The sequence below is a fragment of the Streptomyces camponoticapitis genome, assembly GCF_014646115.1.
Classification (GTDB): domain Bacteria; phylum Actinomycetota; class Actinomycetes; order Streptomycetales; family Streptomycetaceae; genus Streptomyces; species Streptomyces camponoticapitis.
Window position 1 is genome coordinate 193,953 of sequence record NZ_BMMV01000003.1, and the last position, 17,184, is coordinate 211,136.

Annotated in this window: 24 protein-coding genes; 22 read left to right on the top strand and 2 right to left on the bottom strand. The window is 69.2% G+C overall.

The window, feature by feature from the left end:
- Positions 1–11: 11 nt before the first annotated feature.
- The 19 genes from IEY79_RS05930 to IEY79_RS06020 all read left to right on the top strand — a co-directional run bounded on the left by IEY79_RS05930 (position 12) and on the right by IEY79_RS06020 (position 13,998).
- On the top strand, positions 12–962 hold the full coding sequence (locus tag IEY79_RS05930; protein WP_189106233.1) for a P22 phage major capsid protein family protein: 951 nt from the start codon (positions 12–14) through the stop codon (positions 960–962).
- Positions 963–1,042: 80 nt separating this feature from the next.
- Positions 1,043–1,426, top strand: coding sequence for a hypothetical protein (locus tag IEY79_RS05935; RefSeq protein ID WP_189106234.1), 384 nt, complete (start codon positions 1,043–1,045; stop codon positions 1,424–1,426).
- Positions 1,423–1,845: a hypothetical protein gene (locus IEY79_RS05940; protein WP_189106235.1), complete on the top strand. Its 423-nt coding sequence runs from the start codon at positions 1,423–1,425 to the stop codon at positions 1,843–1,845. The genes IEY79_RS05935 and IEY79_RS05940 overlap by 4 nt, the downstream gene beginning before the upstream one ends.
- A complete protein-coding gene (locus tag IEY79_RS05945) occupies positions 1,845–2,354 on the top strand; it encodes a hypothetical protein (RefSeq protein WP_189106236.1) in 510 nt (169 codons plus the stop codon). The genes IEY79_RS05940 and IEY79_RS05945 overlap by 1 nt, the downstream gene beginning before the upstream one ends.
- A gap of 166 nt (positions 2,355–2,520) precedes the next feature.
- Complete coding sequence (locus IEY79_RS05950; RefSeq protein ID WP_229700680.1) at positions 2,521–3,033, top strand: head-tail connector protein; 513 nt, start codon at positions 2,521–2,523, stop codon at positions 3,031–3,033.
- Positions 3,033–3,350 carry a hypothetical protein gene (locus tag IEY79_RS05955; RefSeq protein WP_189106238.1) on the top strand — a complete coding sequence of 106 codons (318 nt, stop codon included), beginning with the start codon at positions 3,033–3,035 and terminating at the stop codon, positions 3,348–3,350. The genes IEY79_RS05950 and IEY79_RS05955 overlap by 1 nt, the downstream gene beginning before the upstream one ends.
- Positions 3,351–3,362: 12 nt before the next feature.
- A complete protein-coding gene (locus IEY79_RS05960; protein ID WP_189106239.1) occupies positions 3,363–3,710 on the top strand; it encodes a minor capsid protein in 348 nt (115 codons plus the stop codon).
- Positions 3,707–4,141: a minor capsid protein gene (locus IEY79_RS05965; RefSeq protein ID WP_189106240.1), complete on the top strand. Its 435-nt coding sequence runs from the start codon at positions 3,707–3,709 to the stop codon at positions 4,139–4,141. Before IEY79_RS05960 ends, IEY79_RS05965 begins: the two co-directional genes overlap by 4 nt.
- A 10-nt stretch (positions 4,142–4,151) precedes the next feature.
- Positions 4,152–4,631 (top strand): phage tail tube protein, encoded by a 480-nt coding sequence (locus IEY79_RS05970; RefSeq protein WP_189106241.1) that lies wholly within the window; start codon positions 4,152–4,154, stop codon positions 4,629–4,631.
- On the top strand, positions 4,631–5,146 hold the full coding sequence (locus IEY79_RS05975; protein WP_189106242.1) for a DUF7426 family protein: 516 nt from the start codon (positions 4,631–4,633) through the stop codon (positions 5,144–5,146). The genes IEY79_RS05970 and IEY79_RS05975 overlap by 1 nt, the downstream gene beginning before the upstream one ends.
- A 74-nt stretch (positions 5,147–5,220) precedes the next feature.
- Complete coding sequence (locus IEY79_RS37975; protein WP_268240581.1) at positions 5,221–5,346, top strand: hypothetical protein; 126 nt, start codon at positions 5,221–5,223, stop codon at positions 5,344–5,346.
- Between the two features lie 12 nt (positions 5,347–5,358).
- Entirely contained in the window at positions 5,359–7,890 is a 2,532-nt protein-coding gene (locus IEY79_RS05985; protein WP_189106243.1) for a phage tail tape measure protein, read from the top strand.
- Positions 7,890–10,655, top strand: a complete 2,766-nt coding sequence (locus IEY79_RS05990; RefSeq protein ID WP_189106244.1) for a hypothetical protein — start codon at positions 7,890–7,892, stop codon at positions 10,653–10,655. The genes IEY79_RS05985 and IEY79_RS05990 overlap by 1 nt, the downstream gene beginning before the upstream one ends.
- A gap of 1 nt (position 10,656) precedes the next feature.
- Positions 10,657–11,877 carry a poly-gamma-glutamate hydrolase family protein gene (locus IEY79_RS05995; protein ID WP_189106245.1) on the top strand — a complete coding sequence of 407 codons (1,221 nt, stop codon included), beginning with the start codon at positions 10,657–10,659 and terminating at the stop codon, positions 11,875–11,877.
- Positions 11,878–11,887: 10 nt separating this feature from the next.
- The gene (locus IEY79_RS06000; protein ID WP_189106246.1) at positions 11,888–12,292 is read left to right on the top strand and encodes a hypothetical protein; all 405 of its coding nucleotides are present in this window, start codon (positions 11,888–11,890) and stop codon (positions 12,290–12,292) included.
- Positions 12,293–12,357: 65 nt separating this feature from the next.
- A complete protein-coding gene (locus IEY79_RS06005; protein WP_229700681.1) occupies positions 12,358–12,621 on the top strand; it encodes a hypothetical protein in 264 nt (87 codons plus the stop codon).
- A complete protein-coding gene (locus IEY79_RS06010; protein ID WP_189106248.1) occupies positions 12,621–13,487 on the top strand; it encodes a peptidoglycan-binding protein in 867 nt (288 codons plus the stop codon). Before IEY79_RS06005 ends, IEY79_RS06010 begins: the two co-directional genes overlap by 1 nt.
- Before the next feature lie 14 nt (positions 13,488–13,501).
- Positions 13,502–13,732, top strand: coding sequence for a holin (locus tag IEY79_RS06015; RefSeq protein ID WP_189106249.1), 231 nt, complete (start codon positions 13,502–13,504; stop codon positions 13,730–13,732).
- Positions 13,729–13,998: a hypothetical protein gene (locus IEY79_RS06020; RefSeq protein ID WP_229700682.1), complete on the top strand. Its 270-nt coding sequence runs from the start codon at positions 13,729–13,731 to the stop codon at positions 13,996–13,998. Before IEY79_RS06015 ends, IEY79_RS06020 begins: the two co-directional genes overlap by 4 nt.
- A 52-nt stretch (positions 13,999–14,050) precedes the next feature.
- Here IEY79_RS06020 and IEY79_RS06025 read toward each other — a convergent pair whose 3' ends face one another.
- Positions 14,051–14,260, bottom strand: a complete 210-nt coding sequence (locus IEY79_RS06025; protein WP_189106250.1) for a hypothetical protein — start codon at positions 14,258–14,260, stop codon at positions 14,051–14,053.
- A gap of 176 nt (positions 14,261–14,436) precedes the next feature.
- Between IEY79_RS06025 and IEY79_RS06030 the strand changes: the two genes are divergently transcribed.
- On the top strand, positions 14,437–15,099 hold the full coding sequence (locus IEY79_RS06030; RefSeq protein ID WP_189106251.1) for an HAD family hydrolase: 663 nt from the start codon (positions 14,437–14,439) through the stop codon (positions 15,097–15,099).
- On the opposite strand, the gene IEY79_RS06035 is transcribed toward IEY79_RS06030, so the two are convergent.
- Entirely contained in the window at positions 15,080–16,306 is a 1,227-nt protein-coding gene (locus tag IEY79_RS06035; protein ID WP_189106252.1) for a helix-turn-helix domain-containing protein, read from the bottom strand. The genes IEY79_RS06030 and IEY79_RS06035 overlap by 20 nt on opposite strands.
- Before the next feature lie 191 nt (positions 16,307–16,497).
- On the opposite strand from IEY79_RS06035, the gene IEY79_RS06040 reads away from it, so the two are divergent.
- Both IEY79_RS06040 and IEY79_RS06045 read left to right on the top strand, forming a co-directional pair.
- Positions 16,498–16,845, top strand: coding sequence for a hypothetical protein (locus IEY79_RS06040; protein WP_189106253.1), 348 nt, complete (start codon positions 16,498–16,500; stop codon positions 16,843–16,845).
- Positions 16,842–17,087: a hypothetical protein gene (locus tag IEY79_RS06045; protein WP_189106254.1), complete on the top strand. Its 246-nt coding sequence runs from the start codon at positions 16,842–16,844 to the stop codon at positions 17,085–17,087. Before IEY79_RS06040 ends, IEY79_RS06045 begins: the two co-directional genes overlap by 4 nt.
- Positions 17,088–17,184 lie beyond the last annotated feature (97 nt).

The window sequence follows — 17,184 nt, forward strand, 5'->3', positions numbered from 1 at the left end:
GGACACACCCCATGGCCAACCAGTTCCTGACCGCGCAGGTCATCGCGCGCCAGGCCCTCGCCAACCTGTACGAGACCACCGTCATGGCGTCGCTCGTGCACCGCGACTACGAGGACGAGTTCGCCCGCAAGCAGGGCGACGCGATCACCATCCGGAAGCCCGCCGTCTTCGAAGCCCACGAGTACAACCGGGCGCAGGGCATCATCGTCCAGGAGGCGACGGAGACCAGCGTCAACATGACGCTGAACCACTTCGCTGACGTCAGCTTCGCCGTCACGTCTGAGGACATGACGCTGAAGATCGCCGACTTCGACGAGCAGCTCCTCACTCCGGCCATGGAGGCGATCTCCCAGAAGATCGACAACGACCTGCTGCTCCTGCGCAACGACATCGTCCAGGAGGTCGGCGGCGTCGCCGAGAACGCTGCGGGCGAGGACTACAACTACCCGGGCGGCCTCTACCCGTACAGCGACTCCCGAGTCCTGGTCCAGACGGGGGCAGTCCTGACCCGGAAAAACGTGCCGCTGTCCCAGCGCAGCGTCGTCGTCGGCCCGACCACTCAGGCCCGCTGGGTCGCCGAGAAGGCGTGGCGGAACGCGGAGAAGCGCGGGTCGACCGAGGGTCTGCTGGAGGCATCCATGGGCGGCCGGGTCTCCGGCTTCGACCCGTACATGACCCAGAACATCGGCCAGCCCGCCGAGGACCCGGACACCGGCGAGCCGACGACCGAGGTCAACCTCGCCTTCCACCGGACCGCGTTCGCCCTGGCGTTCCGGCCGCTGGAGCTCCCGAAGGGCGCCCAGAATGCCGCGATCATGGACTACAAGGGCTTTGCGCTCCGGGTGATCTACGGCTACGACCAGGACAAGAAGCAGGACGTCGTCAGCATCGACACCCTGTACGGGGCCAAGACACTGGACGCCAACCGGGCCGTCCTCATCAAGGGCGCCGACGCCGCCTGACCGACGGCGCCTCGCGCGCCACCGACCCAGCAGGACCCGCTCGCTGCGGGTCCTTTCGCATTCCCAGGAAGGGATTCCACATGGGCTACAAGGTCCACACAGTGGACGGTCGCGCGGGTGAGGTCGACACCTCGACGGCGCGCACCTACAGCAAGGAAGTCCGGGTCGCGTCCGGCACGGCCGGCACATACCAGCTCTGCAAGGTCCCGGCGGGGGCGGCTGTGATCGCCGTACGGGCGTACCGCACGGGCGGGTCTGCGGGCACGGTCCAGGTCAAGAAGAACACCTCGGACATCCTCGCGGCCCCGATGGCGACCGCGACGGACGCGTGGGCGGGCTCCACCACCGTGCAGAACGCCGCGTGCGCTGCGGGCGACAACCTGTCCGTCGTCCTCGCCGCCCCGGGCGGGAGCCCGACGGAGATCCTCGTCCAGGTCGACCTGCGAACGGCGGTCCCGGCATGAGGTACTTCAACGAGAACACCGGCGACGAGGTCCAGCTGGACGGACAGTCGGCGCGGCTTGACTCCCTGGCCAACTGGAAGCGAGTCGAGGACGGCGAACTGCTTCCCGAGGTCGTCGGCGACGGTGTCCTGTCGCGACCCTCTCTGGGTGGCGCGCGACCGTCGAGGGCGCCTGGTCAGGTGCTGGTCGAGACGGCTCCGCCAGCCCCGGAGGACGTACCGACGCAGGAGACGCCGCCCGTCGAGCTCACGCCGGTAACCAGCCCGGTCGCGGACGACGTGAAGGAGCCAGCGAAGAATGCCAGCAAGGCCGACTGGCTGGCGTACACGCGCACACGTACTCAGACCTCCGAGGAGGAGGCCGAGATCGAAGCCCTTTCCCGAGACGAGCTCGCGGCGCGGTACGGGGGCAGTAGCTGATGGCTCTGTCGAGCATGCTGGCGATCTGCGCCAGTGCGGACCTGAAGACGGCGCTCGATCTGGGACCCGCGTCGGCGTCGGCCTCGGTGGCCCGTTCCGTCGTGCTCGGTTCGGGCACTGGGGCGGGCAAGGCGGACAAGGTCTTTCATGACCGGCGCACGCTGGCGGCGTCGGCCAGCGAGGATCTCGACCTGGCAGGGGCCTTGGTCGATGCCTTCGGGCAGACGATCACTCTTGCCCGGGTCAAGGGCCTGGTCATCAGCGCGTCAGCGGACAACGTGAACAACCTGACCGTCGGGGCCGCTTCGGGGTCGCCTTGGGCGACGCTCCTGGGCGCGACGCACACGATGACTCTGCGCCCCGGCGCCACCTTCGCAGTGATGGCCGGGCAGGCGGACGCCACTGCGTACGCGGTGACCGCATCCACCGGCGACCTGCTGAAGGTCGCCAACTCCGGCGCCGGGTCGGCGGTCCAGTACGACGTCGTCATCATCGGCGCGAGCGCGTAAGGGGGCTCTGACCGTGCCCGACGTGGGAGACCAGGTCATCGTCCGTCTCGAAGTGTCGCCGCACGACGAGACGACGGCTGTCACGTTGGCGGTAACGAGCCCGTCCAGTGCGGTATCCACACCTGTGGTGTCGCCTGTGGACAACGGGGCGGCGTGGACCGCGCCAGTGGATTACACGGCGGCCGGGGTGTGGCGTCTGTCCTGGGCGGTGACCGGTACCGGAGCCAGCGCGGAGCACCAGCTCGTTCCCGTCGCCCCCGTCCCGGGGGCGACGGGGGACGGCCGCGTGTACGCAACGACGACCGACCTCGCGAACGCTCTGAAGGAAGCACCGCCGCTGAACGCTCAGAAGCTCCTGGAGCGCGCGTCCGAGCTGCTGGACTCGGACTTCCTACTCACGGCGATCTACGACGTGGACGACGAGGGCATGCCGACGCACCCGCTCGTCATCAAGGGGTTCCGCGATGCGGTCTGCGCGCAGGTCGAGTTCTGGGAGGAGGTCGGCGAGGAGACAGACATCTCCGGGCCGCTCCAGGGCGCGCAGATCGGTTCCGTCAACTTGCAGTTCGGCGCTGGCGCGAACCGCTCCGGGCCCGCGTACTACGCCCCCAAGCTGACCCGGGCGCTCCAGCTCATCCCGTCGGAGCACATCCGCTTCACGGTCCTGGCCGGCTGCTGATGGCAGCCATCCCGCGCCGGTTCCTGCGACACCGGATCATCGTCGAGCCGTACCTCGGGACGACCGGCACCGGAGACTCGTACGGACCGCCGGTCGAGATGCGGTGCTTCCTCGACCAGAAGACCCGCAACGTGCGCACCCCTGCAGGCGACACCGTCGTCTCGTCGTCGACCGCGTACGCCTCGCCCGGTACGTCCGCGCCGCCGCTGTCCCGCGTGACCCTGCCAGGCGGCCGTCAGACCAAGGTCATCCAGGACGCGCCCCGGGACAGCGGCGGCCTGGGCGCCCCGGACCACGTCGAGATTCAGCTCGAATAGCGGGAGGTCGGGATGCCGCGCTACCGCCTGACGGTCAACACCACGGCGGTACGGCGCGAGCTCCGCGCCGCCGCCGCCCGCGGGCTGCTCCTGGCCGCCGAGCACGTTCTCGGCGAGTCCACGGCAGTAGTCCCGCTGGATGAGGCCGCGCTGTCCCGCTCCGGCACGGTCAGCGTGGACGAGCCGACGCTCACAGCCGCGATCAGCTACGACACCCCGTACGCGATCAAGCAGCACGAGGAGCTCAACTTCCAGCATGCGCCCGGCCGTACGGCGAAGTACCTGGAGGGACCGCTCAACGCGTCGACCGCCCAGGTGCGGGACATCGTCGCCGCCCAGCTGAGGCGGGCGATGCGGTGAGCTACACCACCGACCTCGTCGAGGGCTTCGCCGACCTCCTGGTCGACGGGGCCCTCGCCGCTTACCGGCCCGACGGCCCGCCGTACGGCCCGGCGGAGACCGGGATCTATCTCGGGGTGATGCCGCCGGACCCGGACCGGGCGATCGCCGTCAACGCGTACCCGGTCGAGGACGACGACTCGACGGACGCGGTCACCGGACTTCAGTTCCGGCTCCGCGCCGGCCGCGACGTCCGCCAGGTCGACGCCCTCGCCGACGAGCTCTTCGACCTCCTCCACAACCGCCGCGACTACCGCGCGCGCGGCATCTACGTGGCTATCACCTGGCGGCAGTCCCAGGCCTGGATCGGCCAGGACACCCATGGGCGGATGGAGATCACCGCCAACTACTACGCCCGGACGGTCCGTTCGGCCCCCCATCTGCACGAATAGGAGACGCGCGATGTCCACACCCACCGAACAGACCGAGCTCGCCAGGGAATGGCGCCTGGAGATCAACGTGGCCGCCGCCGACGCGGAGGAGCCGGACTGGCAGCTCTGCCCCGGTGTCCGAGAGTTCCAGCCCGCGTCCGAGCCGAACATCGAGGACTCCTCGGACTACGACGGCGAGGGCTGGGCGGGCAACGAGAAGACCGGCCAGGCGTGGGAGTTGTCGGTCACGATCCGCCGGAAGGCCAACAAGGCAGTCAAGGTCTACAACGCAGTGCACGAGAAGATCCGCCTCGCCCACTACGCGTACGGCGCGGACAACAAGATTCACCTCCGCTACATGAACCGGCTCGGCCTGCCGGAGGCGTACGAGGGCAAGGCGATCCCGAACTGGCAGCCCGCTGGTGGCGAGTACACCGCCCTCGGCGAGACGGAGATCACCTTCACCGGCGACGGTCCGCTCACGCCGATCGACAACCCTCTGGCCTCCTGATGGCGGAGCGGTTCGAGGCCCTCGACGACTTCCTCGACAACGCCCTGGAGCTCCCGGTCACTGGCAAGGACGGGGTGGAGCGGATCTACCGGATTGAGGACCCGGCAGCCGACGACGGCCTGAAGGTCGAACGGATCACTGCCCTGGCGGCGCGCGCTTTCGCCGGCGGCGCCGCGCCCACGGAGGACCTCCTGGACGACGAGGAGGAGCTGGACCTGTACCGGCTATGCCTCGGCGATACCTGCGACAAGCTGCTCGCCGAGGTGGGCTGGACCGACTTCAAGCGGGTCGCACTCACCGCGATGTTCTGGATCACCGCTGATCTGGAGACCGCGAAGGCCTGCTGGAAGTCAGGTGGTGACCCAAATCGCCTGGCTCCGAACCGGGCGACTCGGCGGCAGAAGCCCGGCTCCACGGAGTCGGGCGCGGCGAGTACGACCCGGTCACGGAGCTCTACGAGTGGTACGAGGGCGGGTTCCCACCGTCGCAGGGGCAAGGGCGGCGGGCGGGGCTGACGCTCGCCGCCGTCCTCGCTGAATGGCCGCTGGTCGAGGCCGACTTCCAGCAGACGTACGGGATCGATCTGTCCATGCCGGGGCTGCTCCGTGAGCGGTCCTGGCGGTGGCTGAAGGTCCGGATCTACGGGCTCCTGAGCGCCGAGACGCGACTCAACAGGCACTTCACACCTCCCGAGCGGAGGCTCAAGCACAAGTAAATAGGGGGCGTCGTGGCGCTGACCGTTGGCGAGTTGGTCGGCTTCATCCGCCTGGACGACGGCGAGGTCGATCCTGCCCTGACGCGTATGGAAGGGGCGCTCAACGCGTCCGGGCAGCGGATGACGGCGGACGCCGACGCCGCCGGTACGCGCGCGGGCCAGGCGCTCGGCGACGGCATCACGCGGGGCGCTGACGGCCGTCTCCGCAACGCCCAGGGCCGTTTCGTCACCGCGGGCCAAGCGGCCGGGGACGGCTTCGGCGACAGCGCGGCAGCGGGGGCGCGTACGGGCTTGACGCGGCTGACCACCGTGGCGGGCCAGGCGGGCGACCGCGCGGGCGACGCGCTCGGCGACGGCCTACGCGAGGGGGCAGCGGACGGCGCGGACGACGCGGTCGCCGAAGCCGAGGGCGGCATGTCCCGCATGCAGATGATCGCCGCCGGTGCAGGGGTCGCCGCTGGCGGCGCGCTGCTGGTGGGGATCACGAGTGCACTGGAGCAGTCGCAGATCACGGGCAAGCTCGGTGCCCAGCTCGGCGCGACCCCTGCCGTAGCCCAGCAGTACGGGAAGATCGCCGGGGCGATGTACGCCGACGCCGTCACCGAGGACTTCCAGGGCGCGGCGGACGCGATCTCAGCGACGATGCGCGCCGGGCTGCTCCCTCCGGGGGCAACGAACGCACAGATCCAGTCCATCAGCACGAACGTCAGCGACCTGGCCACCACGTTCGAGCTCGACCTCGGACAGGCCGCGAACGCGGTCGGCCAGATCATGAAGACCGGCCTCGCGCCGAACGCGAAGGTCGCGCTCGACATCATCACGCGGGGCATGCAGGTCATGGGCCCGCGCGCTGACGACATCGCGGACACGTTCAACGAATACAGCACGATCTTCAGGCAATTGGGGATCTCCGCTGGTGACGCCACGGGGATCATGGCGCAGGGCCTCGCCGCTGGCGCGCGGGACACTGATGTCGTCGCGGACTCCCTCAAGGAGCTCGTCCTGATCACTCAGGGCGGCGGCGAGGAAGTCGACAAGGCATTCAAGAAGATCGGCCTGTCCGGCTCCGAAATGCAGACCGCCTTTTCGAAGGGCGGCCCCGCCTCAAAGCAGGCGCTCGATCAGATCTTCGACGGGCTCCGCAAGGTCAAGGACCCGGCCGACCGGTCCGCGCTCGCGCTCACTCTCTTCGGGACCAAGTCCGAGGACATGCAGAAGGCCCTCTTCGCCATCGACCCGTCCGGAGCCGTTGGCGCGCTCGGGGAGACCGCTGGCGCCGCTGACAAGGCCGGGAATTCGCTGCGGGACAACGCAGGTGCGAACGTCACCCGGTTCCAGCGCAGCCTGGAGCAGGGTCTGGTGAACGTCATCGGCGGGGATGTGATCCCGGCTCTGATGAGTCTCGGGCGGTGGATGAAGGAGAACGAGACCACGGTCAAGGTGCTGGCCGGCGTCATCGGCGGGGTCATGGTGACGGCGCTGACGTTCATGTCGATCAACGCCACCAGGGCGGCGATTACGAACACCGCCGCCTGGTTCACCTCGGGAGCGGGTGCCGGGGCGAGCGCGGCCCGGCAGGTCGCTGCCGCTGGGCGCGTCGTTGGGGCCTGGCTGCTGATGGCTGGACGGGCTGCCATGCAGGCGGCGCGCGTAGTCGCGAGCTGGGTCCTCATGGGCGCGCGCGCAGTCGTCCAGGCGGGCATCCACGTGCTCCAAGCCGGTCGGGTTGTGGCTGCCTGGGTTCTGATGGGCGCCCGAGCCATGGTCCAAGCGGCGATCATGGCCGGAGCCTGGTTCATTGCTCTCGGGCCGGTGGGTTGGGTGATCACGACGATCATCGCTCTCGCGGCCCTGATCTGGGCCAACTGGGACAAGATCAAGCGGTGGACGACTGAGGCGTGGAACTCGGTCTGGACCAAGATCAAGGCTTTTGGTGGGCTGATCCTCGGCTACATCAAGTCGATCCCGCTGGTGAATCTGTTCCTCAACCACTGGGACAAGATCAAGTCGGGAACGGTCTCCCGGGTGCTCGGTCTCGTCAGCTACGTGCGCGGCATGCCCGGAAGGATCAAGTCGGCTCTCGGCTCCCTCGGCTCCCTCCTGACCGGGGCCGGCCGGAACGTCGTCCAGGGCCTGTGGAACGGCATCAAGAGCATGGGCGGCTGGCTGAAATCCCAGCTCATCGGCTTCGCGAAGTCGCAGATTCCCGGCCCGATTGCCAAGGCCCTCGGAATCAGCTCCCCGTCGAAGGTCATGGCCAAGGCAGTGGGCCGCCACATTCCCTCGGGCATCATCGCGGGGATCAACGCGGGTGCGCCCGCGCTGGACCGCACCATGGCAAACCTGGTCGCCCCGCCCAACGCCGGGATGACGTACGGCGGTTCCTACGGGTACGGCGGCGGGAGTCGTCGCGGCGGACAGCCGATCAGCGTGCAGTTCACCTCCGACGGCGGGCAGGTAGGAGACACCCTCGTCGGTCTCATCCAGGACAACGTCCGGGTCAAGGGCGGCAGTGTGCAGCGCGTGATGGGGGCTGGTCGCTAATGGCGTTCCCAGAGCAGGCTCTGGATCTGCGAGCCGAGGTACAGATCGGCGGCCTGTGGACAGACATCACGTCCCGACTGCGCACTTCGGATCCGCTGGTGGCGAGCTACGGCATGAGCGCGGAGGGGACCAGCGTGGACCCCTCCACGTGCACCCTGAAGGTGGACAACAGCGACGGAGCGCTGAGCGCCAGGAACCCTCTCTCCCCGTGGCACGGAGCTCTGGGCAGGAACATCCCGCTCAGGGTGACCGTGCCCAGTGGCGAGTCGTACCTGGCGCTCACCGGCACCTCATCCGACATCGCATCCGCCCCGGACCACAACGACCTCGACATCGTCGGGGACTTGGACCTGCGGGTCGAAATCACCGGCGACCTGTACAACCAGGCGGTCACACAGAACCTGATCGGGAAGTGGGACGACGGCCCCAACCCGAGCTTCCTGCTTCAGATCTCCACCGACAGCCAACTACGGCTGCGCTGGTCAGACGCCTCCGCAGCGTTCCGTAGCTACACGGTGACCCTGCCTGCAGCGCTGCCTCGCCGGGTGGCTCTGCGCGCGCACCTGGACGTCGACAACGGGGACGATGGGTTCATCGCCCGCATGTACTGGGCGCCTTCGCTGGCCGGCCCGTGGACACGGTTCGACTCCGACATCCCCGGAACCGGCACCACCAGCATCTACAGCTCGACCGTCCCACTCAGCATCGCTCCCACCAGTCAGGTGTCATCCACCCCGGGTGTCCCCCTGGCCGGCCGGGTGCATGCGGCCGAGGTCCGCAACAGCTCGGGCGTGGTCGTTGCCAGCCCGGACTTCGCTGCACAGGTTCCTGGGACCGCCACCTTCACGGACAGCTCCGGCAAGACCTGGACCCTGGCGGGGGCGGCGGAGATCACGGACCGCGAGTACCTGTTCCACGGGGAGATGTCCAAGTCGCCGCCGCGGTGGGTACCGAGCGGTAAGCAGGTGTGGGTGTCCGCCGAGGCAGCAGGCATCCTCCGGCGTCTGGGGCAGGGCAGGAAGGCCCTCGACAGCACGCTGCGCCGTCGCATCCCCAGCGCTCCGGGTTTGGTTGCCTATTGGCCGATGGAGGAGATGACCGGGGCGACGCAGGCATACAGCCCGGTAGCAGGTGTGGCGCCGCTGAAGATCACCGGCTTCGACTTCGCCACCGAGGACACCCTGGGTGGTTCCAGTCCGCTGCCGAAACTGAAGAACCCGGCCTCCCTCTCGGGCGCGGTCCCACGGGCTGCGACCAACGGGTGGCAGGTCGAGATGGTGTACCTGCTGCCGACCATGCCCGCCGCGCAGACTGAGATCCTGCGCGTCAGCGTCGGCGGTTCCACGATGCGCACGGCGCACGTGTACGCCAGCACTGCGGGGATCCGGGTGGAGGCCCGCGACAGCGAAGGGGATGTGATCCAGTTCTTCCTCTACACCGGGCCGAACGGGATCGCGGCTTTTCACTCGCGCTGGAACAAGCTCGTGATCTTCGTGTCCAACGAGGGCGGCGGAGATGTGCGCCTGACCGCCGGCTGGCAGGACGTGACCGAGATCGGCGGACGGTCTACCGTTTCAACAATCTTCACCGGATCACTCGGATACGTCACCGCCGTCACGGGGTCGTGGGGCGCGGCGACCGAGGGGATGGCCCTCGGTCACCTCGGCGTGATGGCCGTCGCAGGGGCCGGCGCGACACCCGGCTCCGTCTACTACGACGGGGCCGACTCCGGGTACTTGAGCGAGAGCGCGCTCAACCGCATCGTCCGCCTCGCAGCCGAGGAATCGCTGCCTCTGACGTGGGAGGACGGCGACGGGACCGCCGCGACTGCTCAAATGGGGCCGCAACGCCCCGCGACCATGGTGAACCTGCTCCAGGAGTGCGCGGACGCGGACGGCGGCATCTTGATGGAGCGCCAGGACCGCCTAGGACTGCACTACCGAGACCGGACCAGCCTCTACAACCAGGCGCCTGCGCTGGTCTTGGACTACGCGGCGCGCCAGCTCGCGCCGCCCCTGGAACCGGTCGACGACGACAAATGGACGCGCAACGACATCACCGTGACACGTACGGCCGGGTCGTCGGGCCGGGTCGTCATCGAGGAGGGCCCGCTCTCGGTGCTACCTCCTGAGGAGGGCGGGGTAGGCACATACGACGACTCGGTGACCCTCAACCTGTACACGGACGAGCAGCCCATTCAGGTCGCAGGCTGGCTGGCGCACTTGGGTACGTGGAATGAGGCCAGGTACCCGTCGGTGAAAGTCCGCCTGCACAGGCACCCCGAGCTGATCCCGGCTGTGCTCAAGATGCGGATCGGCGACACCCTGCGCATCCTCAACCCTCCCGCCTTCGTGCAGCCGGGCCCGATCGACCTCCAGGTCCGCAAGATCACCCACACCCCTCGCCCGCGCGCCTGGGAGGTCGTCTTCGAGTGCCTGCCGGCCGGCCCCTGGAATGTGGCGGTCGTCGGGGTGTCCAAGGCGGACACCGCGGGCTCCGTCCTGGCTGGTCCCGTGGATGCGGACGACACCGTGATGACGGTGGCGACGACGCGCGGTCCGCGCTGGGTCGACGCGGCCACCGGGTGGGACTTCCCGTTCGATGTCCGCGTGGGGGGTGAGGTAGTGCGCGTGGATCAGATCACGGGCCCGGTCCAGGACGCTTTCGCCCGTACTCTCACGCCCGGGTGGGGCACCGCCACCTCCGGCCAGACGTGGACCACCACCGGCGGATCCAGCGCCGACTACTCCGTGCAGGGGGCGTGAGATGGCTGACCTGTATCCCGACTACGCCGCCCTCGCGGCCGCGGAGACCGAAGGCGTCGACTACTCCCGCACCGCGGTCATCCCGACCGGCACCACATGGGCGTCGGTGGCGATCCACGGTGGCGGGATCGAGGCCGGGTCAGGGGAGATTGCGAAGGAGGTAGCCGGGACGCGGATGAGGTTCTACGAGTTCGCCGGCCTGAAGACCTCCGGCAACGTAGACCTCCACATCACCAGCACCAACTTCGATGAACCGACCGCCCTGGGGCTGATCGCCGCATCCCGCCGGTGCCTGAGTTTCCACGGGTACACGGGGACGGACGGCGTCCCGGAGACCGCGATCGGCGGTCTGGACACGGAGCTTGTCTCCCGCATCAGCCTCGCCTTGCGCGGCGCGGGGTTCGCGGTGGTTGACGCGCCCAGCGAGATCGCTGGAACGAACCCACTCAACATCTGCAACTCGACCCTGTCGGGCGCCGGCGTGCAGCTCGAACTGTCCCGCTCGCAGAGAGCGGCGTTCTTCCCGGGCGGGGATCTCAGCCGGGCGATGCGGGACTCCGGGCAGAGGACGGATGCGTTCTATGCCTACGCCGCTGCGGTGCAGTCCATCTTCAGCGGATACGGCGTCGTCGCACAGAACAGCATCAACGTCTCCCGCTACTGCCTGATCCCCGCCCCGGCCGCCAACGTGGACATGGTCGCCACGGTGGCCACGGACAAGCTCGCCACGGGCGGCAGCCACTTCCTCAACCTCGTCGCCCGCTACGCCGACGCCTCCAACTCCTACCTCGCGCGGCTGGAGTTCACCGCCACAGCCACTGTCGCCCTGACCGTCCGGCGCCGTCTGGCGGGCACGGAGACGTCCCTCGGTGGCGGCACCGTCGCCGGACTCACCCACGTCGCAGGCCGGCGCTTCCGCATCCGGCTTCAAGTCACCGGTACCGCCTTGCGGGCGAAGGTCTGGCTCGACGGCCGACCCCAGCCCGCCGCGTGGAACGTCGACGTGACGGACAGCAACCTGACGGCGGCCGGGCAGCTCGGCATGCGCTCGATCCTGTCGACCTCGAACACCAACGTTCTTCCGGTCGTGGCGTCATGGGGTGACTTCCTCCTTGCCGGGCCTCAGCGATTCGAAGTGACCCGGGCGGTCAACGGCATCGTCAAGCCTCATGACGCGGGCGCGGATCTGCGTCTCGCTCACCCCGCCATCGTCGCGCTTTAAGGAGGCCCTCGTGGAGTGGCACGCTGGCATGACCATCACGGCGGAACGCCTGATGAATCGCGACCTTGAGGAAGAGGTGACCGTCGGGGCCGTGGCCGCCACCGGCTGGTCCATCTCCAGCTTCGAGGGCCGCCGGAAGTCAGGTGTCACCACGGTGAACCTTCTGGTCACAAGGACCGGGGCCGACGTCGCACAGTCGGCGGCCGACTCGGGCAACATCGCCGGCGACCCCGCGGTGTGCACTCTTCCCGTCGACTGGCGGCCGCCAGCCACCGCGAACGGCCTCTTCGGAAACGGCGTGGTCGACGGCGAGTTCAGCGTCAACATCGCCGGAGTGATCATCATCCGGAGCATCTCCGGCAACGCCGGGATCGTCACCGGCACGAACACCCGGATCTTCTGCACCTGGCTCTGACCCTCGCCCCACCCAAGCCCCGCGCCCGTCTGGCCGGGGCTTTCTGCATGCAACGAGGAGGCACCGTGCCCGAACAGCAGCCGTCCGTCGGCGGCATCGTCCACTACGTCCGCTACGGCACGCCCGGCGGCGAGTACGGAAAGGAATGCCGGGCCGCAGTGGTCACTGAGACCCACGGCCCCGACTCGCTCGGGGAGGTGGTATCCCTGGCCGTCCTCAACCCCGGAGGCCTGTTCTTCGCACAGCGCTGCCAGCAGGGCGACGAGCTGACCGGGGAACACCCGCCCGGCGCTTACGGCGGCACGTGGCACTGGCCGGAGCGTGTGTGATGGCGACTCCGATGTCCGCTGCCGCGTTCGTGGAGGCTCTGGTCGAGGAGGGCCTGGTCGTCGTCGAGACGGACGGCTGGCGAACCCGGAACCGGAATCACGTGGGGCCCTGGGGCCCGGTCCACGGCGTGATGATGCACCACACGGTCACCAAGGGCACCGCGAATACCGTCCGGATCTGCCGTGACGGCTACGCGGGGCTTCCCGGGCCGCTGTGCCACGGTGTGATCGCCAAGGACGGCCGGGTGCACCTGGTCGGCTACGGCCGGGCCAACCACGCCGGCAGCGGCGACGACGACGTCCTCCAGGCGGTCGTCGCCGAGAGGAAGCTCCCGGCCGACAACGAGGCCAACACGGACGGCAACAGGCACTTCTACGGCTTCGAGTGCGAGAACCTCGGCGACGGCAAGGACCCCTGGCCCGCCGTCCAGGTCGAGGCCATGGAAGCCGCGGCCGCCGCCGTGTGTCGAGTCCACAAATGGGGCCCGCCCTCGGTCATCGGCCACCTGGAGTGGCAGCCGGGCAAGATCGACCCCCACGGCGTCTCGATGGACGGCCTGCGCAGACGGATCGACGAGCGCCTGGTCGACCGCCCCGACAAGCCCACCCCGCCGAAGCCGCCCGTACGGCCGCCGTTCCCCGGCGACTCCGCGTTCCGACCGGGCAAGTCGAGCCCCGCCATCGAGCTCCTCGGCCGGCAGCTGGTGAAGCGCGGCTATGGCAAGCACTACCGCGTCGGCCCGAGCCCTCAGTGGGGGGAGGCCGACCGCCTCAACGTGCGCGACTTCCAGCGCTCGCACACACAGCTCCGCGGCGACGCCGACGGATACCCCGGCCCCCTCACCTGGCACCTCCTCTTCTCCTGAAAGGGCGTACAGCCATGTTCACGAAGGCATTCTGGAAGTCGACCTCCGAGCGCGCGGTACGTACCGGCGCGCAGGTCCTCGCCGCAACGCTCGGACTCGAAACCCTCGGTGTGATCAACGCGGACTGGGGCGACGGCCTGTCGCTGGCCGCCGGAGCCGCGCTCCTGGCGGTCCTGACCGGGGTGGCCACGTCTGGCGGGACGGAGGGGCCGGGCATCACCGAGACCGTACGGACCCGTCGGTGACGCCGGTCGAGTCCGGCCAGATCGCGGTCGAGCTGGAGAAGATGCGCGGCGCCGTCGACACCGGCCTGGCCCGGGTGGACGGCAAGTTGGGCGTCCTCGTCGAGCGAGGACAGCACACCGAACAGCGGCTATCAGCGGCCGAAGCCGCGGCCGCGGCGCTCGCGACCCGAGTTACCGCGTTGGAGCGCCGTGTGTGGACGGCGTCGGGGATCGCCGCAGCGCTCGGTGCCGGTGGCGGCATCCTCGCCGCGTTCATCGGCGCGTAGAAGAATCGCCCCCTGTTCCGGCTTCGGCCGGCAGGGGGCGCCTTTGTCGTGCTCAGGTCTGGTCGGGCTCGCAGCTGTAGAAGAGCGTCGGGGCCGCAGACGGGAGGTCCACCCCCTGCGCCCTGATCTGCTTGCCCGCTTCCGTGTACGCGACCTCATACCGCTGCTGGCGCGTGCTGACCGTCGACGCGTGAAGGGTGTTGGACACGGACACCGGCCCGCCGGGGGTGCCGATCGTGATCACGTAGAAGTACCTCGTCATGGGCCAAGGATGGCGTGTACTTGACGCCGCGTCCGGTCCTGCGGCCCGAACCACCCGTGACGGGGACCACGCCACCGCGCCCTCAGTCTGGCCTTCGGCCAGGCGGGGGCGCTTTCGTGTGTGGCTGGCCCAGAATCTTCCGGCCACCTCGGGCCCGATGGTCATACGATCGTTGCATGATTCGAGCAGTCGTTTTCGACGTCGGCGAATGCCTTGTGGACGAGACTCGCGAGTATGGGACTTGGGCGGACTGGCTCGGGGTCCCGCGGCACACCTTCGCCGCCATGTTCGGGGCGGTCATCGCTCAGGGGAAGGACTACCGCGACGTATTCCAGGAGTTCGCGCCCGGCTTCGACCTTCACGAGCAGCGCGAGGCTCGCGCCGCCGTCGGCCAGCCAGAGCACTTCGGGGAAGACGACCTGTATCCGGACGTCCGCCCCGCACTCGCGGAACTGCGCGCGGCCGGAATGTGGTTGGGCATCGCGGGCAACCAGACCACACGCGCCGGCGGCATCCTCCGAGAGCTGTTCACCAAGGACGTGGACCTGATCGGCACCTCGGACGACTGGGGCGCCAGCAAGCCGGACCCTGACTTCTTCATCCGCGTCGCCGAGATCGTGCCGTACGAGCCGGACGAGATTCTGTACGTCGGCGACCGTGTCGACAACGACCTCCGCCCCGCTGTCGCCGCGGGGATGCGGGCTGCACTCATCCGCCGAGGGCCGTGGGGCACCATCCAGTGGAAGACGAGGGAAGCCAAGAGGCTCCCCACCTTCCGGGTAGAGAGCCTCGGCGAACTGCGTTCAGCGATCGCCGACTTCAACGCGCGAGCGCGCTGACGGTCGTTGCCCACCCGTACAGCCGGTCGTCCAGCTCGCGTACACACTGTTCGTGCTGGTGCGGCGCGAGGGCCCGTCGGACCTCGGTCACTCGGTCCATGCCCATCGCGTACCAGGTCACGGAGAGCTGATCGAGGGCCAGGAGCGCGTACCGGCAGGCTTCTTCCGGATTCCTGGCGGCGGCTTCGACGGCGGCCAGGTCGCCGAGGATCACGGTCCGCTGTTTGTCCTCAGTGGCGGGCAGCTCGTCGATGACGCTGAGGAGTGTAGTGCGGGCCTGCGGCAGGTGTCCCGCGAGCAGTTGGGTGTTGCCCTTGAACGCGGCCAGCCTGACGGGGCTGAACCAGTCAAGCCACTCAGGAGACGCGTGCTCACCGCCCACGGCGAGCAGGTCCTCGGCGTGCCCGATCAGGTGCAGCGCTGTGCGGGTGTGCCCGCAGCGGGTCTCGCACTCCGCCTCGACTGCGTCCAGCCACGCCAACAGTTCGACGGACGCCGGGGCGCGCCGCGCGTACGTACGGGCCGCCACCATGCGCTCCACCGCTGCACCGCGATCTCCTGCCCACGCGGGGACGAACGCCATGTGCGCGAGGATCGCCGCGCCGAGCAGCGCGTCGTCAGCCTCACCGGCGGCCTGGAGGGCTCGCAGTAGCGTCGCGCTCGCCCGCTCGGGCTCCCGCATGTCGAAGAACTCGATCCGTGCGCTCAAGAGGTATGACTCGGCGACTGCGGCGGCCACGTGCCGACGGGTCTGGCCGGCGGTCTCGGTGAGGAGGGCGCAGCCGAGGGTGGCGTGTGCGAGGGCGGCCGGGTGGAGGGTGGCGGGCGCAACGGACCAGTACAACCGGCGGTGCGAGCGGGTCACAGCCTCGAAGTCGGCGGCCACAGTGGCGGGTTGCAACGTGCCCGACGTCTGAGTAGGCACCATGGGGTGCCCGGAGAGCGCGGACAGGGCAGGGCGCCTCGGGGCGTCGTTGGGCTGGTCCCGTCCGTCCGGGGCGGTGAACCCGAGGTCCCGGAGGTCCTGCCCGAGGGCGGTCACGAGGGCCTGCTGGAGGTCGGGGTGGGGCCAGGGCGGGGAGTCGGACTCCCACCGGCGGACCTGCCGGACCCCGACCCCGAGCACGGTGGCGAGCGCCTGCTGGGAGGCGTATCCGGCCGCGATGCGCGCGGCTCTTAGGCGGGGGTTTCCTGTCGGCTGCGGCACGCTGCACCTCCGTATCGGTCCGGCGCCCAGTGTGACAGCGGGCCCTCCCGGAAACCAGCATCCACCCGTATGAGCGTACGAAAGTCCTCATCTGGGCGTCAAAAAGTCCTCTTCAAGTCCTCGTAGTTGGGGTGTTGGCAGTCCACTGTAGGTGCCCCACCCACCAGCACGGGGCCACAGAGGAGCCGCCGATGCCTGACACGCCACCATCTACGGACTGGGACGCTATTCGCGTGCCCCGCTTCCTGGGCCTCACCGCGCTCGACATCCTCGGCTCCCGGTGTGGCGCCGTCGTGGATGACCCCGTCGAGATGGCCCTGTACTGGCTTATCCCGGCGGGGGCCGGGGCAAGCTGGGACGTCGCGACCACGCGGCTCGACACGGAGCGCGTGACAATCCCGCCGCCTCGGCGGACGCAGGGGCCGGGGCCGTACTGGCGGATGTGCCCTGGACAGGACCGGTGGCTCACCGACGCAGATGCCCTGCGCGCGGCGCTCGAAGATGCGCTCGGACCACAGCAGTCGGAGGCGACCCGATGAGCAGCGAGTCGTGGCGGTGTCACCCCGGCGGATCGGGGGCCGGGCGTATGCAGCGCGTTTCTGTCGCCGACCGCGTAGAGACCGCACGCCGGGTAGACGACGGGCGAGTCTCCGACGCGTACAAGAAGTACCTCCACCACCTCGACCAAGCCGCGTGCGGCACCTGTCCCGAGCTGCTGGAGGGCCGCTGCGACGAGGGCCAAGCCCTGTGGGACACGTACAAGAAGGCGATGAGGCCGTGATCTGCGCACGATGCGACAAGCCCATTGCCCGGGGCCAGGCGGAGAAGCGGAGTGTGGAGCAAGGCTCCGGTGGCGGCGGCACGGTCTGGCTGCACAA